Below are 23,229 nucleotides of genomic sequence, written 5' to 3'. Positions count from 1 at the left end.
CCGCTAGGAAGAGCAAGGCCCCCCTCGAATGTCAAGGGTTTGTGCCGCGGCCGCGCGGGCGCTCAGGGGCAGCCGTGGAGGAGCGCGAAGAAGGCCGCGCTCTCGGAGCAGACCTGCTCGCCGCGCAGGGCGCTGCAGAAATCGTCGGCCGTGCGGAAGGCCTTCTCTCCCGTGCTGCCCTCGATGCAGGAGATCGAATAGACGAACCGCGCGTCGCCCTCTCCGGGCTCGCCGGGGCTCCCCGGCTCGTACGCGCCGCCCGCCTGGGCGCCGCTGCCGCCGGCGTCCCCCGGCGGATCGACGCCGAACGCCGGGAATACCACGATGGGCAAGAGGCCGAAGAGGCCTGCTACGAAATGCGGGACCATGAGCTCACCTCCAACGTCGATGAAAATGCATCCGCGTACGAGGTAGCGAGTGCATCTGTCGTATCGACATGCATTCGACAGGCCAGCTCGGCGCATGTCCGCCCATTGCACACGGCCGCGCGGCGCGCGCGCCCCGAGCGAGGGAGCCGGCCCGTCCGGGCCGGAGGAGGCGCCCGGCCCGATCGCCGGGGCCGCGCGGCGCCGCCGCCCGGGTCCCCGCCGGCGGCGCGCGGGGCCCCGCCGGCGGCGCGCGGGGCCGCGCTTGCCAGCGCGCTCCGACATGGCCTACAAGGCGGCCCCCTGAAGGAGACCTCATGTACCGTCGCAGCTTCATCGCGGCCGCGCTGCTCGGCGCCGCGGCCCTCGTCGGGTGCGCGCCGAGCTGGCGCGTCGTGACCCAGGCGAGCCCCGCTCCGTTCGTGGGCCAGCGGTATTTCGCCCTGATGCCCATCGACTTCGTGGGCCTCCAGATCATCGACCAGTCCGAGGACCGGTACCTCGCCGGCAAGGACGGGGACGACTACCAGCGCTTCATGGCCGACAAGGACTCCATCAACGAGGAGTTCGCGAAGGCCCTGGTCGAAGGCGCCAAGGACGAGGGCATCGAGGTCGCGGAGGCGGCCGGCACGACGTCGGCGCCGTTCGTGCTCAAGCCCTATGTCGGCTACATGAACCCCGGCTTCTACGCGGTCGTCTCCTCGGCGCCCAGCCAGATCCGGCTCACCTTGCGGATCACGACGCGGGACGGCAAGGTGCTCGACGAGGTCCAGTTCTCGAGCCGCACGCCGTCGCCCATCCCGAACACGGCCTTGAGCGCCGCCGAGGCGGACAAGCTGACGATGGGCGGCCGCTGGCGCGAGGACGCGCGCGTGATCGGCGCCTACGCGGCCCGCTACCTCGCGTCGCGCGTCGACCCCTAAGGCGCGCCAGCGCGCGCCGCCCGCTTCACAGCAGGATCCCGCGGAGCAGGAGCTCGGCCACGCTGAAGTAGATCACGAGGCCGGAGACGTCGACGAGGGTCGCGACGAACGGCGCCGAGGCGCTCGCCGGGTCGAAGCGGAGCGCCCGGAGCGCGAACGGCAGGAGCGCGCCCGCCAGCGTGCCCCACGTCACGACGCCGACCAGGCTGATGGCCACGGTCAGCGCGAGCAGCACGTAGTGCCGGCCGTAGGCCCCGAAGAGCTGCTCCCAGGCGAGGACGCGCAGGAAGCCGATCCCGCCGAGGATCCCGCCGAGCAGCAGGCCCGACGCGAGCTCCCGGCGGCTGACGCGGAAGAAATCGCCGATCCGGATCTCGCCGAGCGCCATCGCCCGGATGACCAGCGTCGTCGCCTGAGATCCGGAGTTGCCCCCGCTCGAGATGATGAGCGGCACGAAGAGGGCCAGCACGACCGCGCGGGCGATCTCGTCCTCGTAGTGCCCCATCGCGGTGGCGGTGAGGAGCTCGCCCACGAACAGCGCGGAGAGCCAGCCCGCGCGCTTGCCGAGCATCTTGAAGAGCGGGGTCCGGAGGTACGGCGCGTCGAGCGCCTGCATGCCGCCGAGCTTCTGGATGTCCTCGGTCGCCTCCTCCTCCACGACGTCCACGATGTCGTCGGCGGTGACGATCCCCTTCATGCGGCCCTCGCCGTCGACGACGGGGATCGCCACGAGATCGTGCTCCGCGAAGCGCCGCGCGACCGCCTCCTGGTCGGCGTCCTCGTTGACCGAGACGACGTCGGTCTTCATGACGTCGCTGATCCTGAGGTGGCCGGGCGTGATCATGAGCTGCCTCAGCGACACCACGCCGCGCAGCCGCTGCTCGGCGTCGAGCACATAACCGTAGTAGACGGTCTCGAGGTGATCCCGGGCCTGCCGCTTGAGGTAGCTGATCGCCTCGTCGACCGTCGCCTCCGGCCGCACGCGCGCGAACCACGGGCTCATGAGCCCGCCGGCCTCGTCCTCCGCGTAGGCGAGGAGGGCGCTCACCTCCCGGCGCGTCGGATCGTCGAGCAGCGAGAGGAGCTCTTCCTGCGTGGCCGGGCACACCTCGAGGAGGATGTCCGCCACGTCGTCGGGCGCGAGCAGGCGGAGCCACAGCCTCCGCTCGCCCTTGGTGAGGGCGGCGAGGAGCGCGGCCTGGTCGGCGGTGGGGAGGCCCTGGAAGAAATCCTCCGCCTCCTCGCGGCGCAGGCGGCGATAGGCCTGCACCCGCTCCTCGTTCTCCAGGGCCGGCCACGACACGGACAGCTCGGCGGCCGAGAGCGTCTCGTTCGCCTGGATGGGCGGGCGTTCCATCATCGCCTCACCTCGTCGAGCGCCTGGCCCGCCCCGTCGGCGTCGCCCGGCAGAAGGTGCTCAGTCAGAGGAGCCCAGCGGCAAGCTGGGCCCTCGATCCACGGTGATCACCCGGTTAGCAACGCGCGCGCCACGGCCGCGCTGGCCGCGCCGGTCGCGCTGGCCGCGCGCCCGCGGCGCCGCCCGCCTGCGCCAGCGGCCAGCGCCGCGCGTCAGCGCTCCGCCTGGGGCGATCCAATCGCCCTCCGGCACGTTCCGATACCCTCGAATTTTTCCTTGGCCAATCAAACCGTGTCGACGTGCGGAGTTCGGTTTGACAGAAGCCAGCCGCGACGACTAGGATGGAAGCGCTTTCCTTCGACTTGTCTTGTACTATGAAATCTTCGCCTGAGGCTGTCACGATGAACTCCGGCGCTCGGCCGACGGTGCGCATGGAGGAGGTGGCCCGGCACGCCGGGGTGTCGCCGGCGACCGTCAGCCGGGTCCTGAACGATCGGGGCAAGTGCAGCGCGAAGACGCGCGAGCGGGTGCTCGCCGCGATACGCGATCTCGGCTACGTGGCGAACGCGGCCGCGAGGAGCCTCGCGCAGGGCCGGACAGGCTCCCTCGGCTTTCTCCTGCCCACCATCGGCACCGAGTTCATGTCGAGCTTCCTCCAGGTCGTCGCCAGCGCGGCCACCGAGGAGGGGTATGATCTCCTCATCGCATTGCGCTCGGAGAGCTCGCTGCGTCGGATGCTCGGCCGGCACAACACCGATGGCGTCCTGATCTTCGGCTCCGCGATGGGCGAGGCGAGCCTGAGGCGGCTCGCGGCCGAGGGGTTCCCGGCGCTCCTCGTCTATCGAACGCCGCCGCCGGGCCTCTCGTTGCAGAGCATCGCCATCGACAACGAGGCGGGCGTGCGGGAGTCGGTCGAGCACCTGATCCAGGCGCACGGCCGTCGCAGCATCGCGTTCCTGCGGGGCCCCGCGGGGAACGAGGACGCGGGGCGGCGCGAGGAGGCGTATCGGTCAACGCTCGTGCGCCACGGCCTCCCGGTCGATCCGCGCCTCTGCCGCAGCGGGCTCAGCGCCGAGGAGGCGCGCGCCTCGACGATGGCGTGGCTCCGCGAGCAGGCGCCGTTCGACGCGGTCGTCGGCTGGTGCGACGCCGCCGCGATCGGCGCGATGGATGCGCTGCGGAGCGAGGGCCGGAGCGTCCCCGGCGACGTGTCGGTGGTGGGGTTCGACGACATCGGCCCCGCGCGCCACCTCGATCCGGCGCTCACCACGGTCCGCCCGCCGACGGAGCTCGTCGCGCGGCTCGCCGTCCGGGAGCTCGTGCGGCTCATCCAGAGCGGCCAGAGCGGCGCCGCGGAGCCGCAGCCGCGGCTGCCGGTCGAGCTCGTCCTCCGTCGCTCCTGCGGCTGCTCGCGCTGACGAGCGGCTCGCGCCGGCGAGCGCCGTTCCCGCGGCGGCTCGCGCCGGCGAGCGCCGCGGGAACGGCGCTCACGCGGGCGCGGGCGGGCCGAGCGGGTCGACCCCGAAGCGGCGCAGGAGGCGGCAGAGCGGCACGAGCGGCAGCCCCACGATGGCGGTCTCGTCGGCGTGGCGCACGTCGTCGAACAGCCACGGCCCGTGCTTCTCGAAGAGGTACCCGCCCGCGCTGCCGATCGGCCGATCCAGCGCGACGTAGCGCCGGATCTGCGCGCGGTCGAGCGGCCGGACGCGGAGCTCCACCGTGACGACCTCGGCCAGCGTCCGCGGCTCCCCGGGCGCGAGCGGCAGCCCCGGAGGCGCGTGCACCGCGACGGCGGTGTGGAGGGCGTGGACGCGCCCGGCGAGCCGCCCGAGCTGGTCCGCCGCCTCGTCGAGCGACGCCGGCTTGCGGAGGAGCTCGCCGTCGAGATCGAGCGCCTGGTCGGCGCCGATGAGGAGGGCGTCTTCGTGCGCGGCCGCGAGGCTCAGCGCCTTCCCCTCCGCGAAGACGCGGGCGCAGGCGACGGGCGGCAGCCCCTCGGGCGCGATCTCGTCGAACGCGGGCGCGACGGCCTCGTACGCGAGCCCGAGGCGATCGAGGAGCGCCCTCCGGAAAGGAGACGTGGACGCGAGGACAACCCGGGACATGGCCGGATCCATGGCACGAAACGACGCCCGTGCCGAGGGGAACCGGTTCCCCGTGCGCGTCTCGGAGGAGAGAGAAGAGAAAACCGCCAAGGCGCCAAGGACGCCAAGAGAGGATTCTTGGGTTTCCCGTGGCCCCCGCGCGTTCTCCTCCTCTCACCCCTTGCTGTTTTCTTGGTGCGCTTGGCGCCTTGGCGGTTTGCCTCGCCTCACTTCTCGCTCTCTTGGCGCGTCGGCGGCTTTCTTCGTCTCAACTCACCTCGATTCCGTGCCAGACACATTCGATCGCCGCTCGAATTCCCCGCGCAAAACCCTCCGCACTTCTGCGCCGATTCGCCGACCGCATTCATTCCATCGAATCTGCCTGCGGACGCGGAGATTCAGCAATGGCCAAAATACCGCGGATCCGCGAAAGAACGGCGTACATGGGCCGCCGTAAGGTGTCGCCTGAATTACCCATCATGCATTTCATTAAAAAGCAGCTTGCAATCCGACTCCGCAGCACGTGAGATTGCGGCGATGCAGCAACTCAATACAAGACACCTCGTCACGCTCTCTCTCGCCGCGCCGGGCATCGGGCTCTCCGTGCTGCTCGCGGCCTCGCCGGCGAGCGGAGCGACGTACGAGGTGGGTCGAGGCAAGCCGTATTCGAGCCTCGCGGAGGTCGCCCCTCGCCTCGCTGCCGGGGATGTGGTCGAGGTCCAAGGCGACGCGACCTATCCAGGGGACGTGATCTTCAAGAAATCCGGCACCGAAGCGCAGAAGATCACCATCCGCGGCGTCCGCGTGAACGGCCGCCGCCCCGTGCTGTCCGGAGGGACGAACACGGTGGTCTTCGGTGGCAATCATTACACCTTCGAAGGATTCGAGATCACCGGCGGCGCGAGCCGCTGCGTGTTCAACCGTGCGCACGACGTCACCGTCCGCGACGCGGTGGTGCACGATTGCCCGGGCCACGGCATCCTAGGCGCCGACTCCGAGTCGGGCTCGTTCACGCTGGAGTACGTCGAGGTCTACGCGTGCGGCTCCGGCGACACCAGGCACCCCATCTACATCGCGACCGACGAGGAGACGCGCCTCGGCTCGGTGTTCCGCATGCGGCATTGCTATGTCCACGACGGCAACGGCGGCAACAACGTGAAGAGCCGCGCCGAGCGGAACGAGATCTATTACAACTGGATCGAGGGCGCGAAGTACCACGAGATCGAGCTCATCGGGCCCGACGGCCAGGACGAGGGGCTCGCGCGCGAGGACTCGGACGTGGTCGGCAACGTCTTCGTCAAGACAGGCCAGCACTTCGTCGCGCGCGTCGGGGGCGACGGGACCGGGCAGACGTTCGGCCGCTTCCGGTTCGTCAACAACACGTTCCTGCTCGCCCCCGGCTCGAGGCCGGCGATCCGGATGTACGACGGCATCGAGAGCGTCGAGATGAGCAACAACGTGTTCTATCGGCGCGGCGGCGGCGGCGTGGAGGTCTACGTCGACAGGTCGGCGAGCTGGGTGACGGGAGCGGCGCTCATCGCGGGCGCGAACAACTGGGTTCCGTCCGGCTCTTCGGCCATCCCCGCGGCGTGGACAGGCACGCTGCAGGGCGCCGATCCCGGGTTCGCCGACGTCGGCTCGCTGGACCTCCGCCCGTCGGCGGGCAGCCCGCTCGTCGACGCCGGCGCCCGGTGGACGCCGAGCCCGGACGGGCACCCGTTCCCGAGCCCGCTCGCCGCGCCGCGGTTCGCCCCCGCGAGGGGCGTGCGCGCGGCCAGCGGAGCGCTGCAGCGGCCGAGCGCGGGCGCGATCGACATCGGCGCCTACGAGTTCGGGCCCGGCCTCGCCGACGCGACGATCGCCATGAGGGCTGCCGTCGCCGACGGCGACGCCGCCGACAGCGACGGCGCGGACAGCGATCCCACCGGCGGCGGCAGCGCGGAGAGCGCGAGCGACGCCGCCGACAGCGACGACGACACCGCCGCCACCGACGCCGTCGCCGGCGACAGCGACGCCGCCGCCGCCGACCACGCCGGCTCGTGCAGCGCCAGCGGGGCGCTCGCCGGCGCTCCGCTCGCCGGCTCGGGCGCGGCCGCCGCCCTGACCGCGCTCCTCGGCGCCGCCCTCCGGCGCCGCGGCCGCCGCCGGAGCGCGTGAGCCGCAGCGCGGGCGCTCACGCCACGAGCGCGCGCAGGAAGCGCCGCGCCGCGGCCGGATCGGGCAGCTGAAACGCCGCGGAGCTCTCCCCGCCGCCCACGTGGATGGTCAGGGCCGTCGGGGGGAGCGCCGCGAACAGATCCTCGTCCGTCCGGTCGTCGCCGAGCGCGACCACCATCGCCTCGGGCGGCACCGTCGACAGCACCCGCGGCACGATCGCCCCCTTGTTCACGCCGCGCAGCCGCACCTCCAGCACCTTCCGGCCGGGGATCAGCTCGAGATCGCGCTCGCGCAGCACCTCCTCGAGCTTCGTGGGCACCTCGCGCGCCATCTGGCTGGCGAGCTCCGGGTCGGCCGACCGGTAGTGCCACGCGATCGACACCACCTTCTCCTCGATGAAGCTGCCCGCCGTGCGGTCGACGAACCCCTGGAGGATGTCGCGGACCCGCGGCTTCCAGTCGAGCGACGTTTCGCGGAGCGCGACCCAGGGCTCGCCGGGGGACGCGCGGGAGAAGAACCCGTGCTCCGCGTGCAGGGTGATCGGCAGCTCGCCCAGCCAGCGGTCGAGGTCCTCGCGCGGCCGGCCGCTCACCACGTGCACCTGCGTCCGCGGGCGCGCCGCGAGCTCGCGCAGATCCGCGATGAGCTCCTCGTCCGGCGGCGCGAGCTCGGGCATCGGCGCGAGCGGGACGAGCGTGCCGTCGTAGTCGAGCATCACGACCAGCGACGGGGCGCTGCGCGCGCTCGCGATCGTCGTGAGCTCGGGCGCGTCGGTGCGCCGCCGGACCGCCCCGACCTCGGGCGCCGCGCTGCTCGCGCGCTCGAGATCGTTCAGGAAGCCGTGCGACCAGCGGTGCACGTCGTGCGTGACGACGCGGCGCCGGAGCGCCTGCATCCGGACGCGCTGCTCGGACGGCGGCATGACGAGCGCCCGCTTGATCGTCGCGGCCACCGAGTCGATGTCGTACGGGTTGACCGGGAGCGCCTCGATCAGCTCGGCGGCCGCGCCCGCGAACTCGCTCAGCACGAGGGCGCCGGTGTCGTCGATCCGCGAGGCCACGTACTCCTTGCAGACCAGGTTCATCCCGTCGCGCAGCGGCGTCACCATCATCACGTCGGCCGCGAGGTAGAGCGCGACGACCTCGGACATGGGCATCGACCGGTGCAGGAAGTGGATCGGGACGTCGTCGAGCGTCGCGTAGCTGCCGTTGATGCGGCCGACGAGCTCGTTCACGGTGCGCCGGAAGTCGGCGTAGGCGTCCACCTTCTCGCGCGTCGGCACCGCGAGCTGGATGAACCGGACCTTGCTCCGGAGCTCGGGCTCGCGCTCGAGGAAGCGCTCGATCGCGAGCATGCGCCGCGGGATCCCCTTCGTGTAGTCGAGCCGATCGATGCCGAGCACGATCTTCCGCCCCTGGGCGCGCTCGCGGATGCGCCGCGCCTCGGCGCGGACCTCCTCGTCGCGGGCGAGCCGCACGAACTCGTCGACGTCGATGCTGATCGGGTGGACGCCGAGCCGCACCTTCCGCCCCTCGACCGCGAGCGTCTCGAGGTCGGGATCGAGGCCGAGCACGCGCGCGGCGGAGTAGACGAAGTGGTACCGATACGACGCCGTGTGAAACCCGACGACGTCGGCGCCGAGCATGCCGCGCAGCACCTGCTCGCGCCACGGCAGGCTCCGGAAGACCTCGGCCGCGGGGAACGGGATGTGCAGGAAGAAGCCGATCCGCGCGTCCGGGATGCGCTGGCGCAGCATCGCCGGCACGAGCGTGAGCTGGTAGTCGTGGATCCAGACGCGGTCGCCGGGCCTGTACTGCGCGACGATCGCCTCGGTGAAGCGCTCGTTCACCTCGCGGTAGGTCTCCCAGTCGCGCCGGGCGTCGAGGTGGACCTTCTCGGTCAGGTAGTGGAACAGCGGCCACAGCACGCCGTTCGAGAAGCCGTCGTAATAGCGCCTCACCTCGGCCGGCGTGAGGTGCACCGGGACGGTGCCGAGCTGCCGGAGCTGCTCCTCGAGCGCCTCGCGCTGCTCCGCGCCGAGGCGCGAGACGTCGCCCGGCCAGCCCAGCCACAGGCCGCCGTGGCGCTCGTGCGGGCTCCGCATCGCGGTGACCAGGCCGCCCGCCGATGGGGCGACGGAGACGTCGCCCTGATCGACGTGGACGGTCACGGGGAGGCGGTTCGAGACGATGAGCAGGCGGGACATGCGCGAGCGAAAAAGCTAGCGCATGGCGACCGCGACGCGCCCTCGCGGCGCCGCGAAATCCAGGACGAGCCGATACGGCGTAGGGCTCGTCCTGAACGTCAGCGGTCGATCCGGATCGGGGGCGCCGTGTTCTCGGGGGTGGAGGGCTTCGTCGTGGGCGGAGGCGCGGCCGGGCGAACGGAGCGGCCCCAGTTCCTCTTGCTGCCCGAGTTGGAGGGCTGGTCCTCCGTCTTCGCCGGCGCCGCCGCCTGCGCGAGCCTCGCGACGGTCTGGACGGACATCTCGGACGGCCCCTGGACGATGGAGTAGGGCTGGAAGCCTTCCTTCTGCAGCGTCAGCCGGCGCGGCGCCGCGCGCACCTGCTCGTTCTCGATCGAGAGCTGGAGCGGCGTGAGCCCGAGCGACTTGCCGTCCTCGAGGACCTCGGCGCCCGGCGGGATCGACTCGATGATGAGCATGAACGACGGCGCCCCCTTGTGCTCGCTGGGCGCGCTCGCCGCCGGGGGCGCGGCGGCGGGCGGAGGATCGGTCGTGGCCTCGCTCTGCGCGGGGCTGCGGGTCAGCACGAACACGACCGCCGCGACGACGACGGCGCCGATGGCGGCGATGATCGCCGCCTTGCGTCCGCCGCCGGGGCGCGCCTCCTGCGCGCCCGCGGCGCCCTTCGACGCGTCCGCCGTGGTCGCCGCCGAGACCCCGGTGCCGACGCCGGAGGTGCGGCCGCTCGCCTCGTCGTCCGTCGACGGCGCGGGGAGCGTCACCGCCTCCTTGAGCGCCTGCACGGTCGACGAGCGCGACGAGATCTGCACGCCGGGCAGCGACTCGAACGAGGTGATCTGCGTGCCGCCGAAGGCGGTGGTCACGCCCATGCCGCGGGCGCACTCGCCGAGGCCCTGGATGAGCGCGTCCATCGTCGCGGGCCGCCCGTCCGGATCCTTCGCCAGACAGCGCATCACGAGCGCCTCGAGCGGCTCCGGGATGTCGACGTCCGGGTTCCGATCCTTCATGCGCGGCACCGGCTGCTGGAGGTGCGCCATGAGGATCTGGATCGACTTCTCGGACTCGAACGGGACCTTCCCGCAGAGCATCTGGTAGAGGATCACGCCCAGCGAGTAGATGTCGGTCCTGAGATCGACCTTGCCGTGCGAGATCTGCTCGGGCGACATGAAGCGGGGCGATCCGAGGAACGCGCCCTGCTGCGTGAGCTCCTCCGAGTCGTCGCCGAGCTGCTTCACCAGGCCGAAGTCGAGGATCTTGACCGCCTCCTCGGAGTCCTCGTTGGAGACGAGCATGACGTTCGACGGCTTGAGGTCGCGGTGGACGACGCCGTGCTTGTGCGCCTCGCGCAGCCCGCGCGCGATCTGCCGCGCGATGCGCATCGCCTCGGGCGGCGGCAGGCGCCCCTGCCGGCGCACGCGCCGGAAGAGCGTCTCGCCCTCGAGGAACTCCATCGCCATGAAGAACCGGTCCTGATCGTCGGCCTCGATGCGGCCGTAGTCGAAGACGGTGACGATGTTCGGGTGCTGGAGGCGCGCGAGGATGCTCGCTTCGAGGAAGAAGCGCTTGTGGAAGTTCGGGTCGAGCTGCCGCGAGGCCTGGTTCGGGATCAGGACCTTGATCGCCACCGGGCGCCCGAGCGGGATCTGCTCGCCGCGATAGATCGTGCCCATGCCGCCGGTCGCGAGCATGGACAGGATCTTGAACTTGCCGTTGAGCACCTTTCCGAGCAACGGATCGATCGGCTCGCTGCGCGCTACTTCATCGACGACGTTTTCGTTGGCACTCATATGAACTCCGTCGCCTTCCCCGTGCGGGCGCGGGCGAGCCCTCCCCTCGGTAACGATGCCTCGCGATGCGTGAGCTTGAACCTCATGATCGTGGGGGGCGTCGGTGCGTGGGGCCGTCGGGGCAGTCTAAACGGAAGAAAAGTCCTTGGCGACCTTTCCTCGATCGCCCCGTCCGCGAGGCCGAGTGTCCCCTGCCGGGAGCCCGCCCGGAGGCCCTGCCCGAGGCCGGGCGGGAGGCGCTGCACCATGCGCCGAGCGCCATAGCCCCGATCGAAGAGGACCGCCAGTTGCTGGCACCGAGCGTCTGCATCCCACCTGCGCACCACGAGACCCTGCGAGCAGATTACACTGCTCCGCGCCGGCGCAACGCTCTTCCGATCGTCCCCGCCTCGCGACGCCGCCGCGGGCGCCGGACGTCCCTGCCGGCCCTCTCGCCCCGGCGGGTGGGGACGAGGTAGTAGAGAAGGATGCGACCCGATCGCGCCCTGCGGCGCTGGTGGAGGGGGAGAGAGTACCGGAGCCTACTCGACCAGGCGGCGTCCGAGCTGGCCGGCTCCCGCCACGCCGAGGCCGAGGCGACGTGCGCCCGGGCGATCGCCATCGCCGAGGAGATCTACGGCCCCGAGGACGCCGAGCTCACGGGGCCGCTCTACGCGCTGAGCTCGGCGCAGCTCGCGCAGGGGCGGCTCTCCGAGGCGCGCGCGAGCTCCGCCAGGGCGATCGCCATCGCCGAGGCGGCGGGGGCGGGCGCGGACCCGCCGCTGCCGAGGCTGCTCGAGCAGCTCGCCGCCATCCTGGAGCGCCAGGGGGCGGCGGAGGACGTGGAGGCGCTGTTCCGCCGGATGCTGGCGGGCTACGACCGGATGCGCGACCCCGATCCGGTCGAGCTGTCCGCGCTGCTGAACCGGCTCGGCCTGCTGCTCGGCCGGAAGGGGGCGCGCGCAGAGGCGGCGCCGCTCTTCCAGCGGGCGGTCGCGCTGCGCGAGGGGGCGCTCGGCGCCCGCCACCCGCTCGTCGCGGAGGCGCTTTACAACGCGGCCACGTTCTTCGAGGAGGACCGCCCGGCGGCCGAGCGGGAGGAGATGCTCCGGCGGGCGCTCGAGATCGCCGAGGCGGACCCCGCCGTGGAGGGGGCGCTGCGCGCGTCGATCCTCCACAACCTGGCGGCCGCGCGGGAGGCGCTCGGGGACGCGGCCGAGGCGGCGGCGCTGTACGAGCGCGCGCTGGCCGCGCGGGAGGCGATCGTCGGGGACGCCCACCCGTCGCTCCGGCCGACGCTGGTCCGGCTCGCGCAGGTCCACCACGCCGCGGGGCGGCCGTCCGCGGCGCTGCCGCTTTACGAGCGGGCGCTCCGGCTGGCCGAGGCGGAGCTCGGGTCGGATCACCCGATGGCCGGGGCGATCAAGGCCTGGATGGACGAGGCGCGGAGCCGGAGCTGACGCGGGCGATCGGGCTCAAGGGGAAGGCGGCGCGGGGTCGCCGCCGTCGCGCCAGCGCTCGACGAGCTCGGGGAGGACGGTCGAGGCCATCTGGAGCAGGTGCGCCATGTGGTGCTCCGGCGTGTTGCCGCGGAACCCGCGGACGCGGAGCTCGCCCACGGTCGCCTCGGTGGTCGGGATCATCTGCTTCTCGAGCTTCCTCGAGACGGCGCCCTCGGCCGCGCGCAGGCGCAGGTGCGGCGGGGCCTCGTGCGCTGGCGACCGATCGACGGGGTGCCCGGCCGCGGCGCCGAGCAGGTAGTTGGCCGTCGCGCTGGAGCTGGCGTACGCGATCGGGTCGATCTCCGAGTGCGTGATCGTGAACAGCACCTGCCCCGCGGCGGCGAGCTGCGCGGCGCGCGCGAACGAGGCGAGCTGCAACGTGTTGAGCCCGCTCGGGTGGTCCGGGACGAAGCCGCAGTGGATGCCGTCCGTGACGAGGATCGCGTCGAGCGCGTCGATGCCGCGGCGGAGCTCCAGGATCTTCGCGATCGCGCCGTAGCCCGCGCTCCAGGAGGAGAGCGCGAGCCGGCGGAGCTTCGGGGTCGGCAGGCCGCGCTGGGCGAGCGCCCGGTCGATGTCCGCGAGCAGGCTCTCGTAGACGCCCGGCTGCGCGTAGAGCTCCTCGTAGGCGCCCGAGCCGATGCCCAGGTTGATGACGGCGACCGCGGCGTTCAGCCCGGCGACCTCGGCGCTCTCGCGGACGAGCTGGGTGTTGCCGTGGAAGTGGATCACGAGATCGTAGCTCGATCCGGTGGGCCTGAACGTCTCGGGCGTGAAGAGCACGCCGCCGCGGATCGACGCGTAGCCGTCGTGCCGGATCTCGGGCGGCGGCGTCGCCCCCTGCCAGCGCGCGAACACCTCGGGCGCGACGAGCACCCTGGCCGCGGCGCCCTCGGCCACGGAGCGCGAGGCGAGGAGCAGCGCGCGGCTGACGGGCGTCATGGCGCGGAAGGCCTCGCCGTTGACCGGCATCCTCGCGGCGATGCCGCGCGCGGTGAGGACGACGACGGCGATCACGGTCGCCGCGGCGAGGACGAACGCGCCGAGCGCGTGCCACGTGCGGGCGCGGCGCTCGCGCGGCGACGGCGCGGAAAACGAGCCGTACGGCCCGACCCCGGCGAGGTGGAGCGGCGCCCCCGACAGCGCGGGATCGACCAGGCCGGGCGCGAACCCCGGCGGGAGCGGGCCGGGCGCCGCGCCGGAGGGCGGCGGATCCTCGAAGAGAGGCCCCGGCCCCAGCGGACCGGGCTCGGCGCCGAGGGGCGGCGGATCGAAGAGCAGCCCTTGCTCCAGCGGACCGGACGCCGCGCCGAGGGGCGGCGTGTCGAGGGGGAGACCGCGATCCGGGGAGCCCTGGACCACGGTGACGGGCGGCGGCGTGGGCGTCGGTGAGAGGTCCGCAGGCGACCTGTCTGCGCACACGTTTCCCTTCATGTCGATACGCCTCCTCACATCGGGGACGTAGCGCTCGGCCTTGGCTGCCAGGCGCTGCTTCTGTTCGGTGAGCGCGTTGCACGTGCGGCGCCGCGCTGCGTTTCTGCTCCTGCCATGAGCCTGGAAGGCGCCGTGGCAGCGGGAGGATCGACCAGCACGGCCCTAAGCTCAAGCGGCAACCGTGCCGTGAGCGCAGATTTAAGCGTGACCGTAATACGATGTGCCCTGCTGGATCACGCGTGGGTGAGCCCGCCGGGCGTCGAAGCGGGGGAGCGAGAGCGATGTGCTCGCGGCGGCGCGGGTGAGGTGCGCGCCGTGAACAGAGCACGGCGGCGATGAAACGCGCACTTGCACCCCTCCCCGTCACCCAGCAAGGTGCTCCGCGCTTGCTCCCCCGTGAGGCCCGCTTCCTGATCGCAGCGACGCTGCTCCACGCTGCCATCCCGTGGCTCTCGCGGATCGCGGACCGCCCGGCGCCGGCGCTGGTGGCCCGATCGAGCGGCGTCTACCGCGAGGTCGAGATCGAGGTGGAGCCCGTCGCGCCGCTCGCTCCGCAGCGGGACGCGCCGCGCGCGCCGCCGCGCGCTCCGGACGGGGCGCGGCCGCGCGAGGACGCGGCGCCGGCCCTCGGGCGGACGGCGCGCCGCGATCGCCGGGAGCCGGAGGCGCCCGCGCCGCCGGAGGGGCCGGTCGAGCCGCGGGAGGGCCCCGCCGCGCCGCCGGCGCCGGCGCCGGCTTCCGAGTACGACGGGCCGCCGAGCGCCGAGGGGCCGCCGGGCGTGGCCGGGCTCGGCGGCGTACCGGTGTGGCAGCTGCCCGGCGTGCTCCCGGACCGCGCGCCGGCGCCGGCGGCGCCGACCGCGCCCCCCGCGCCGCGCGAGGTGTCGATGGACAGGGGCGGCGAGGTGCTGCGCGAGGCGATGCGCGATCGGGACAAGACGCTGGGGCTGGATCTGCCCGCCGCCGGCACGGTCGCGTCCGTGGTGGCGGACGCGGTGCGCGCCGCCGAGACGCCCGCGACGGCGCGCGCGGTGTTCGAGGTGCAGCTGAGCGGCGCCGGCGCGGTGCTCGGGGTGCGCGCGCTGTCGTCGACGGCCGGAGCCGCCGCGCTCTGGGCGCGGGTGGCGCGCGAGGCGGCGGCGCAGCTCGCCGGGCGCGTCCTGGCGATGACCGCCGCGTTCGCCAAGGGCGCGAAGGTCTACGTGACGGTGAGCTCGTCGGTGAAGATGCCGAGCGGCGCCACGTCGGGCGGGATCCACCACCAGGGCGCGGGCTTCGGGTTCGACGTGGCCGACATCGGCGCGGGGCGTCACCGCCTGGTCCAGTCGAGCTTCCGCGTCGAGGCGATCGACTGAGGCGCGCGGGGGCGCGACCGGGGCGCGGGCGATCCGCGGCCGGCGCGCGGTCCGCGGCCGGCGCGCTGGCGCTCGACGGCAGGCGCGCGGGCGATCAGCGGCCCCGCCGCGCGGTCCAGCGCCGGTAGCGCGCGGCGCCCGCGGCGAGGCCGATCCCGAGCAGCCCGAGCAGGCTCAGCGCCGCGGGGACGCCGGCGAGCCACACGAGCGCCGGCGGCGGGGGGCGCGTCGGGCAGGCGCGCCGCGTGGCGAAGCGGCAGGCGTGGTGCTGCTCGAGCGCCTCGGCGGCGGCGCGGACCTCGGGCGCGTCCTCGGGCAGGCCGCGCAGGGCCGCCGAGGCCATCATGTAGGCCGCGGAGGCCGAGCGATCGTGCGCCGGATCCGGCGGCACGCGGTCGCGCACGAGCTCGAGCAACCGGGCGGCGCGCTGCGCGGGCGTCTGCTCGGCCAGCGCTCCGGCGAGGTGGCGGGCGAGCACCTCGTCGAACTGCAGGGCGCAGGCGACGGCGCGGTCTTCGCCGGGCGTGAGGTGGACCGTCTCGCCCGACGCCGTCTGGCGGGGCTCCGTGCCGGACACCGCGACCGGCCTGCGCAACGCGACCCGCGCCCCGCGGACACAGCGGGGGACCTTCGGGAGCTCGCGCAGGTGCACCGCGGCGTAGCGCTGGTGCGCGACGACGGCGATCGCGCCGAGCGAGAGCGCGAGCGCGAGGAGCGCGGCGATCCAGCGCGCGCCGACGCCGGAGCGCGCGGCGCGCCCCTCGCTCGCATCCGGCGCGCCGCGCTCCTCGCCGGTCCCCGGCGCCGAGGCCGGCTCGCCGGAGGGCTCTCGAGACGACATGGCCGCGGGTATGGCCAGCCGCGACGACGCTGTCAATCGATGCGCCGTCAGGCAGGGGGCACCGCGCCGGCGAGGCGCGCCACCTGCGTCCACGTGCGGGCCGCCTCCTCGTGCCCGGTCGCGGCCGCGAGCCTCGCCAGGAACTGCGCGCACGCCTGCTCGCCGCGGCGATCCGCGGCCTCGCGGGCCCGCGCCAGGGCGCTCAGCGCCTCGAGCAGGGCGCCCTCCGTGCGGCCCGCGGCGGCGAGCGCGATCCCGTAGGCGAGCAGCGCCCTCGCCTTCTGCGCGGGCGACGCGTCGGCCTCCGCCGCGATCCGGAAGCGCCGCAGCGCCTCGTCCTTGGCGCCGCGCCCGAGCGAGATCAGCCCGGTCATGCGCTCCACCAGCTCCGGATGCTCGCCGGTGCGGCGGAGCTCGTCCACGAGCCGCTCCAGCGTGCGGAGCTCGCCCTGGACGAGCGCCTGCTTGGCCAGCTCGGCGAGGCGCACCGCGATGTCGTTCATCGACAGGACGGGCGACTCCGAGGTCTTCGCGAGCGGGTCGCCCGAGGCGTCGGCGAGCGGAAAGTCGTCCTCCAGCGGCGCCACGTCGGGGAAGCCCGCGGGCGCCCCGTCCGGGAGCGCCGCCGCGCCGTCCGGCCGCGACGCGCGGGGGGCGCCGTCGCGCGCGCCGCCGCTCTCGACCGGCATCGTGGAGCCCCGCCGGCGCGCGGCGCTGTCGGCCGCCTCGCGCGACACGTCGAGGCCGGAGCCGTCCGAGGCGGGCGCGCCGCGCTGCGGATCCGGCGCGTCGCCGACCACCTCGATCGGCGTGCGGAAGGTGGGCGGCTGGCTCGAGGTGCTGTCCGGCGCCCCGTCGAGCCGGTGCTCCCTCCCGGTCTCCTGCTCGTCGGCGAACGCGAGCAGCTCGGCGGCCGACGACTCGAGCAGCGCGTCGCCGGCGGCGCGCGCGGCGCGCCCGGCGAGGTCGGCGGCGGAGCGCCGGTCGCCCGCCTTCGCGGCGTGCCACGCCGCGTCGGCGAGGCCGAGCACGCCGGCGTGGTCCTCGACGACGCGCGCCGCGGCGAGGTGCCACGCGGAGCGCTCGCCCGGCGGGACGGCCGCGAGCAGGACGTCGCGCAGCGTGCGCGAGGAGAGCTTCAGCCAGCCCGGCTCCGGCCGGACGACCCAGCCGGCGCCGAGCAGCGCCGCCTGGACCGCGGCGACCTTCGGCGCGCCCGTGCCGTCGCACAGGGCCTCGATCGCCGACTCCGACGCGTCGCCGCCGAGCGTCGCCAGCGCGGTGAGGACCGTGCGCGGGCCGATCGCGAGCAGGCGCAGGCGGCCCTCGATCGCGCGGGACGCGGGCGGCGCCGCGAGCTCGGCCCCGGTCATGGTGCGCGCGGGCCCGCCTCGCCCGGCGCTGCGCCGGCGCGGCGCGACGCTCCTGCCGATCCAGCGCAGCGCGCCGCTCTCCAGCGCCTCGCAGATGAGCTCGCGCAGCGCCAGCGGGAAGGCCGGCGCGCGCGCGGCCCACCTCCGCGCGCCCGCCTCGTCGATGCAGCCGTCGAGGAGGCGGCGGACGAGCTCCTGGGCGCCCGCGGCGGAGAGCGGCCCCAGCGCGGCCGTCGCGGAGACGGTCATCGCGTTGAGCGGCGCGGGGAGCGGCTCCGAGCGCCCGAGCCGGACGACGGCGCGCAGGCCGCCGCCCATCTCGAGCGCGATCGCGAGCGTCTCGAGGCTCGCGGCGTCGACCTCGCCGGTATCGTCGACGAGGAGGAGGCCGGAGCGGGCGCCTTCCGGGGCGAGCCACGAGGCGACGACCTCGGCGGCGGTCCACGGCTCGACGCCCTCGCCGGCGATGAGCCGCGCGAGCGCGGGGCTCAGCCGTTCCGGGAGCGAGGGCGCGCGGGCGCGGCCCTTCTCGGCGCGGGCCGACGCGCGCGCGAGGGCGCGCCGGAGCGCGCCGAACGGCTCGCGCGAGGCCCCGATCGGCGCGACGAAGAGGCTCCGCGACGGGGCGAGGACGCGGCTCAGCTCGAGGAGCAGCCGCGAGCCGCCGGCGCCGGGCTCGGCGCGGACGAGCGCGAGGGAGCCGGGGGGCACGGCGAGCGTGGCGAGCTCGCCGTCGCGGCCGATCAGCGGCGGCCGAGCGAGGCGCGCGACGCTCTCGGCGACCTGCCGGCGCAGCGGCTGCTGCGCGTCGAGGCGCAGGCCGCGCACCCGGCGCGCGCCGTCGACGCCGCGGTGGGCGCCGAGGGTCATGAGCTCGCCCGCGAGCACGGCGGGCAGCGCGGGGTCGAGGAGCACGTCGCCCGGGAGGGCGATGCGGGCGAGCATGACGGCGACGAGCAGCGGCTGCCCCCACGAGAGCGCGGTGAAGCGCCCGGCCTCGCCGACGTACGTCATCTCCCCCTGCGCGATGCCGACCGCGAAGCGCGCGTCGGGGTGCACGGACGCGTCCTCCGCGGCGAGCGCGGCGAGCAGCACCGCCTCCTCGATGTCGTCCGGCGTGAACTCGAAGGAGAAGGTCTGCGCGCTCCAGGCGCACAGGGTGGCGCCGAGCGCCTCGGCGCGCTTCTTCAGCGCGAGCGCCCGCGCGAGGTAGCTCTCGTCGCCGCGCGCCGCGGCGCCCGCGTCGCGCGGCGCGCCCCGGTGGCGCGAGGGCGTCGCGGGCGCGCGCGCGGCGCCGCGGCGGCCGAGCGACGGCAGGACCGCGTCCGTGCTGTCCGGTCGCGAGAGGGCCGCAGTACCTCGAAAGGACACGACGATGCGCTCCGGCATTGGCGGCGAGTGTAGCGGGGCGCGGCGAGCGCGTGGGCGGTTCTTGGCGTGCGCGCGCCCGCCCCGCGGTACGATGGATCCTCGATGCGATCGCCCCCCGTGCGCGCTGCAAAGCCGCGCTCTCGCCGCGCGCGCGCCGCCGCGCTCGCCGCCGCGGCGCTCTCGGCGCTGCCCTCCCCTGCCGCTGCGAACGGCGTCTTTCCCTCCGCGGACCAGATCGTCTTCGACCCGGCGGACCCGGCGCGCGCCGTGGCCCGGATGACGTACGGCCTGCTGGCCACGCGGGACGGGGGCGCGAGCTGGCAGTGGATCTGCGAGGGCGCGGTCGGGTACGACGACACGGGCGGCGTCGCGCCGCCCATCGCGGCGGCGGAGGGCGGCAGGGTGCTCGCCGCGCTGAGCGACGGGATCGCGATCGGCGCCGAGGGCGGCTGCGCCTTCACGCGCGCCGCCGAGCTCGAGGGGAAGGCGGTGATCGATCTCTCGGTCCGGCAGGGCGATCCGTCGCACGTCGTCGCCGTCGTCGCGGGGCAGAGGCACGGCCTCTGGGCGTCGCGCGACGGCGGCGCGAGCTGGGCCAGCGCGGGGGCGCTCCTCCCGGCGGGCTTCCAGGCGCGGACGGTCGACGTCGCGCCCTCGGATCCGCGGCGCATCTACGTGAGCGGCCTCGCGGGCGGAGGCGGCCCCGTGAAGGGGGAGATCGCGCGCTCGGCCGACGGCGGGGAGACGTGGGAGACCTCGGTGGTGCCGGGGAGCACGACGTCGCGCGAGCCGTACATCGCGGGGGTCGATCCGCGCGACGCCGACGTGCTGTACGTGCGGATCGCGAGCGCGCCGGGGCGCCTGTTCGTCTCGAAGGACGGCGGCGCGACGTTCGCGCCGGTGTTCGACACGCAGGGGTTCGTTCGCGCCTTCGCGATCTCGCCGGACGGCGCGGAGGTGGCGGTGGGCAGCGACATCGACGGCGTCTTCCGCGCGCCCTCGTCGACGCTCTCGTTCGAGCGCGTCTCGAGCGTCGCGCCGCGCTGCTTCGCCTGGACGGAGGCGGGCCTCTACGCGTGCGCGAGCGAGTTCCTGGACGACTTCACGATCGGCCGCTCGCTCGACGGCGGGGCGACGTTCGAGCCGCTGCTCCGGCAGGCGTGCATCCGCGGCCCGCTCGACTGCGCGACGAGCACCTCGGTCGGGGCGCTCTGCCCGCTCGACTGGCCGCGCATCGCGATGATGACGGGCCACGAGGACTGCGCGCCGGACGCCGGCTCCCCCGCGGCCAGCGGCGGCGCGAGCGCCAGCGCGACCGGCGCGACCGGCGCGACCGGCGCCGGCGGAGCGACGGCGGCGAGCGGCGGCGGGGGCGCGTCGAGCGGCGGCGGGGGCGCGGGCGGAGCGCCCGAGGGGTCCGCCGGCGGGGCACAGCCTGCCGGCGGAGCGACGCCGAGCGACGGGGGCTGCGGCTGCCGCACGGGCGGCGCGATCGCGGGCTGGTCCGGCGCCGTCGCCGCGGCGTGCCTGGCGGCGGCCGCGGCGGCGCGGCGGCTGCGGCGGCTGCGGCGCGCTTAGCGCCGCCTGCCGCCCGTCCCGGTCGCCAGCTCTTGCGGCATCGGCTCGGGCGCCGCGTCCGGCGTGTCCTCGCGCCGCACCTGCCCTTCGGTCCGGACCTCGGCCTCCTCGCGGCGCACGGTCGCCCTCGCCTGCTCCTGCTCGTGGACGACCTCCTTGCTGATCCGGAGCTCTTCCTTCACCACGGGCCGCTTCGAGATCTCCACCTGCTCCTCGCGGACAGGGACGCTGATCGACCCCTCCTCGATCGTCGTGCCGGACGCGATCGGGCGCGCCTCGCTCGCGGGGACGCGCTCGACGTGCACGACCTCGCGCGCCACGGGCACGGTGACCTGCTTCTCCTCGGTCACGACCTCTTTCCTGACCTGGACCCGACCGACCTCCTGCACCGTCGTCCCGGCCGTGATCTCCTCCTCCACGAGCGGCACGCGTATCTCGTCGCCCGCCGCGATCGCGCCGTCGGCCCCGCGCCCCTGGTCGCGCGCCCCGGCGAGCTGGTCGCGGGGGTGCGTGAGGATGACGTCCCCGTCCCGGATGCCGAGCACCTCGTCGTAGCGCACGGCGTACTCCTTCGGGAAGAAGAAGCCCTTTTCGATCTCGAACGCGTCCACGTCGAGCCGCGTCACCTTGCCCAGCTTCTCGCCGTCCGAGCTCCGGACGACCATTCCACGCGCAATCTCCTGTTGCTTCACCATGATCTACCCCCAACCCCGGAATCCTCCGGCCCTGCATCGCGAACGGGCGCCGCCGGCGCGGGCCGCTCGGCTCCCCGCTGAGCGGCGCCCGCTCGGCCCACCGATCTCGGGCGACCGCTCGCTCGCCCTGTCGCGCGTCGCGGCCCCCCTCCGGTGTCCCTCCCCGCCATGCAATCGCCATGCAATCGCAGCGTCGGCAGAACGTCGGGGGTCTTGGCGTCGCCGTCGCTCCCGAGACCGACGTCGCCGGGAGCGCGCCGCGCCCGTCCGGCTCCGTGCGTCGCGGTGACAGCGGCGGGAGGCCCGGGTCGCTGCGCCAGATGTCAGGGAGCGATGACGACCCGCTGCGCAGCCGTCGCCGCGTCGCCGTTCGGGTCCTCCAGGGCGACCTCGACGTCGAGCGCTCGGCCCCGGACGGCCTCGACCGAGAGGCCGCGATCCACCTGGAAGCGGATGCCGTAGATCTCGCAGCGGCCTTCCCCTGCGCGGCGCAGCGTGACCAGGGCGGTGAAGGGGAGCAGCTCGCGCTCGAGCTCGGGGAAGTAGCCCCCCACCCGCAGGCGCGAGCCCATCTGCCTGAGCCCGGTCACGCGCAGCGCGAGCCACACGTGGTGCCCCCCTTGAGGGCCCGCCTCGCTCGGCACCACCTCGCCCTCGTCCAGGGGGGCAAACGCGCTCTCCCCCTGTCCGATCACGATCGCCGGCTCGCCCGAGGAGGGCGTCTTGCACGCATCCTTCGCCGACGCGATCCACATGGGATCGTGGTCGTCGAGGGCGGACGGCGCGATGAAGGGATCGACGCATGCCCCCGCCGCGCAGGTCGCGCCGGCGGCGCAGGCCAGCCCGGAGCACGCCGCGTCGATCGAGACGGGCAGGAGCAAGCTTCGACCGAAGGCCGCGCGGGTCGCCGCCGTCCGCGTCACGACGGGCGCCGCCTCGCCGTCGCGGAACGCCGCGATGGACAGCTCGATCTCGGCGCCGTCTCGCGCTTCCGCGAGCGGGAGCTCCGCCGGGAGCGACAGATCGCCGCTGCCGTACGAGAGGCGCTCGGCGCGCGTGATGACGCCATCCACCTTCGTGGTGCTCTCGATCGCGTGGACCTCGAAGCCGATCGCCATGTCCGTCGTGAGGCCGGCCACCACGCGCGCGTCGGCCTCCTCGCCCCCGCAGGCCGAGGCCATGAGGGCGAGCAGCGCGAGCAGCTGGGAGGCCGGCCGCAGGATCACGTGGCGCCGATCAGCGCGGCGCGCGCCTGCGCCGCCGCGCGAGCCAGCCTGCCGCCGCGGCGAGCGCGGCGAACGGCGCGGCGAGGGAGGCCTTGCTCCCCGGGCTCACGGCGCACATGCCGGCGGACAGATCCCCGGTCACGCCGTCGGGGCCGATGGAGACCTCGGCCTTGGCCTCGACGGAGATGCCCTGCGCGAGCAGCGCCTTCACGCACGCCGGGACCTGCGATCCGGAGATGATGAACTTCCCCCCGCAGAAGAGCGCGCCGTCCCCGCTGCAGGAAGCATCGCAGTTCGCGCGGAACTCGTGCTCGCATTCCTCGAAGATCTCGTCCTGACAGGTGGTCTGGCAGTCCATGTTGGCGTCGGCGGTGCACGAGCCCCCGCAGCACTCGATACAGTGCTGGTAGCAGCCTCCATCCACCGTCACGCACTGGGCGTCGCACTCGCTGTCGCAGTTCGCGTCCCACGTCGCGGAGCACTGCGCGGGGTCGGCGGCGGCGGCGCACTCGGCGTCCCGCTCGGTGGTGCACTCGACGAAGCAGTTGTGGGAGCAGATGACGTTGACGCCCCTGTCGCAGTCCGTCTTGCACTGCGTGGTGCAGCTGTCCGTGCAGGTCGCCTCCGCCGACAGGGAGCACTCCGTCTTGCAGACCGGCACGAGCTTTGTGGCGCACGCCGTCTTGTAGATACCGAGCTCGCTGCAGCTCGCGTTGCACTCGGCCGAGACGCGCACCTCGCAGTCCGAGAGCCCGTCGAAGCGGATGTTGCCGCACTCCTCGATCCCCGCGCTCGCGGGGAGAGCGGCCGTCAGAACTACGGTGATGCTCGCCAACCCAAGAATTCTGGATGCTCTCACGATGAACTCTCCTTTTCGAACGGCCGCAAACTCAGGATGCTACACAGGGCAAATCTCGTCAGGGAAGCGCTATTTGCGCGGCGCGGGGAGCGGCTCAGGGCGCGTCGGTTCGCGTCGGTTCGCGTCGGTTCGCGTCG

The 23,229-nt window shown here is 74.2% G+C and carries 17 protein-coding genes; 6 read left to right on the top strand and 11 right to left on the bottom strand.

Features of this window, described 5'->3' with window-relative positions; translation table 11 throughout:
• Positions 1-62: 62 nt before the first annotated feature.
• Positions 63-368, bottom strand: coding sequence for a hypothetical protein (locus tag WME83_RS03745; RefSeq protein ID WP_437317876.1), 306 nt, complete (start codon positions 366-368; stop codon positions 63-65).
• Between the two features lie 314 nt (positions 369-682).
• On the opposite strand from WME83_RS03745, the gene WME83_RS03740 reads away from it, so the two are divergent.
• A complete protein-coding gene (locus WME83_RS03740; RefSeq protein ID WP_437317875.1) occupies positions 683-1,288 on the top strand; it encodes a hypothetical protein in 606 nt (201 codons plus the stop codon).
• A gap of 25 nt (positions 1,289-1,313) precedes the next feature.
• On the opposite strand, the gene mgtE is transcribed toward WME83_RS03740, so the two are convergent.
• On the bottom strand, positions 1,314-2,648 hold the full coding sequence (mgtE, locus tag WME83_RS03735; RefSeq protein ID WP_437317874.1) for a magnesium transporter: 1,335 nt from the start codon (positions 2,646-2,648) through the stop codon (positions 1,314-1,316).
• Between the two features lie 398 nt (positions 2,649-3,046).
• Between mgtE and WME83_RS03730 the strand changes: the two genes are divergently transcribed.
• On the top strand, positions 3,047-4,063 hold the full coding sequence (locus WME83_RS03730) for a LacI family DNA-binding transcriptional regulator (protein ID WP_437317873.1): 1,017 nt from the start codon (positions 3,047-3,049) through the stop codon (positions 4,061-4,063).
• Positions 4,064-4,132: 69 nt separating this feature from the next.
• Here the strand turns inward: WME83_RS03730 and WME83_RS03725 are convergent, their stop codons facing one another.
• Positions 4,133-4,750, bottom strand: coding sequence for a Maf family protein (locus WME83_RS03725; protein WP_437317872.1), 618 nt, complete (start codon positions 4,748-4,750; stop codon positions 4,133-4,135).
• Between the two features lie 582 nt (positions 4,751-5,332).
• Between WME83_RS03725 and WME83_RS03720 the strand changes: the two genes are divergently transcribed.
• Positions 5,333-6,886 (top strand): right-handed parallel beta-helix repeat-containing protein, encoded by a 1,554-nt coding sequence (locus tag WME83_RS03720; RefSeq protein WP_437317871.1) that lies wholly within the window; start codon positions 5,333-5,335, stop codon positions 6,884-6,886.
• A 16-nt stretch (positions 6,887-6,902) separates the two neighbouring features.
• Here the strand turns inward: WME83_RS03720 and WME83_RS03715 are convergent, their stop codons facing one another.
• Both WME83_RS03715 and WME83_RS03710 read right to left on the bottom strand, forming a co-directional pair.
• Positions 6,903-9,092, bottom strand: a complete 2,190-nt coding sequence (locus tag WME83_RS03715) for a bifunctional alpha,alpha-trehalose-phosphate synthase (UDP-forming)/trehalose-phosphatase (protein WP_437317870.1) — start codon at positions 9,090-9,092, stop codon at positions 6,903-6,905.
• Positions 9,093-9,190: 98 nt separating this feature from the next.
• A complete protein-coding gene (locus tag WME83_RS03710; protein WP_437317869.1) occupies positions 9,191-10,879 on the bottom strand; it encodes a serine/threonine protein kinase in 1,689 nt (562 codons plus the stop codon).
• Positions 10,880-11,346: 467 nt separating this feature from the next.
• Here WME83_RS03710 and WME83_RS03705 point away from each other — a divergent pair, with 467 nt between their 5' ends.
• Positions 11,347-12,318, top strand: a complete 972-nt coding sequence (locus WME83_RS03705; RefSeq protein ID WP_437317868.1) for a tetratricopeptide repeat protein — start codon at positions 11,347-11,349, stop codon at positions 12,316-12,318.
• 15 nt (positions 12,319-12,333) lie between these two features.
• Here WME83_RS03705 and WME83_RS03700 read toward each other — a convergent pair whose 3' ends face one another.
• A complete protein-coding gene (locus tag WME83_RS03700; RefSeq protein ID WP_437317867.1) occupies positions 12,334-13,794 on the bottom strand; it encodes a hypothetical protein in 1,461 nt (486 codons plus the stop codon).
• Between the two features lie 386 nt (positions 13,795-14,180).
• Here WME83_RS03700 and WME83_RS03695 point away from each other — a divergent pair, with 386 nt between their 5' ends.
• Positions 14,181-15,149, top strand: coding sequence for a hypothetical protein (locus WME83_RS03695; protein ID WP_437317866.1), 969 nt, complete (start codon positions 14,181-14,183; stop codon positions 15,147-15,149).
• Between the two features lie 94 nt (positions 15,150-15,243).
• Here the strand turns inward: WME83_RS03695 and WME83_RS03690 are convergent, their stop codons facing one another.
• The gene (locus WME83_RS03690) at positions 15,244-15,990 is read right to left on the bottom strand and encodes a hypothetical protein (RefSeq protein WP_437317865.1); all 747 of its coding nucleotides are present in this window, start codon (positions 15,988-15,990) and stop codon (positions 15,244-15,246) included.
• Positions 15,991-16,037: 47 nt separating this feature from the next.
• Positions 16,038-18,752, bottom strand: coding sequence for a hypothetical protein (locus tag WME83_RS03685; protein ID WP_437317864.1), 2,715 nt, complete (start codon positions 18,750-18,752; stop codon positions 16,038-16,040).
• A gap of 84 nt (positions 18,753-18,836) precedes the next feature.
• On the opposite strand from WME83_RS03685, the gene WME83_RS03680 reads away from it, so the two are divergent.
• A complete protein-coding gene (locus WME83_RS03680; protein ID WP_437317863.1) occupies positions 18,837-20,312 on the top strand; it encodes a WD40/YVTN/BNR-like repeat-containing protein in 1,476 nt (491 codons plus the stop codon).
• Here WME83_RS03680 and WME83_RS03675 read toward each other — a convergent pair.
• The 3 genes from WME83_RS03675 to WME83_RS03665 form a co-directional block, all read right to left on the bottom strand.
• The gene (locus WME83_RS03675) at positions 20,309-20,977 is read right to left on the bottom strand and encodes a YsnF/AvaK domain-containing protein (protein ID WP_437317862.1); all 669 of its coding nucleotides are present in this window, start codon (positions 20,975-20,977) and stop codon (positions 20,309-20,311) included. The genes WME83_RS03680 and WME83_RS03675 overlap by 4 nt on opposite strands.
• Before the next feature lie 353 nt (positions 20,978-21,330).
• Entirely contained in the window at positions 21,331-22,233 is a 903-nt protein-coding gene (locus WME83_RS03670; RefSeq protein WP_437317861.1) for a hypothetical protein, read from the bottom strand.
• A 10-nt stretch (positions 22,234-22,243) separates the two neighbouring features.
• Positions 22,244-23,068 (bottom strand): hypothetical protein, encoded by an 825-nt coding sequence (locus WME83_RS03665; protein WP_437317860.1) that lies wholly within the window; start codon positions 23,066-23,068, stop codon positions 22,244-22,246.
• Between the last annotated feature and the right edge of the window lie 161 nt (positions 23,069-23,229).

The organism is Sorangium sp. So ce385 (genome assembly GCF_051474135.1).
GTDB lineage: Bacteria > Myxococcota_A > Polyangia > Polyangiales > Polyangiaceae > Sorangium > Sorangium cellulosum_D.
Note: the sequence above shows the minus strand (reverse complement) of the source record. Positions and strands in the feature narration are given on the sequence as shown.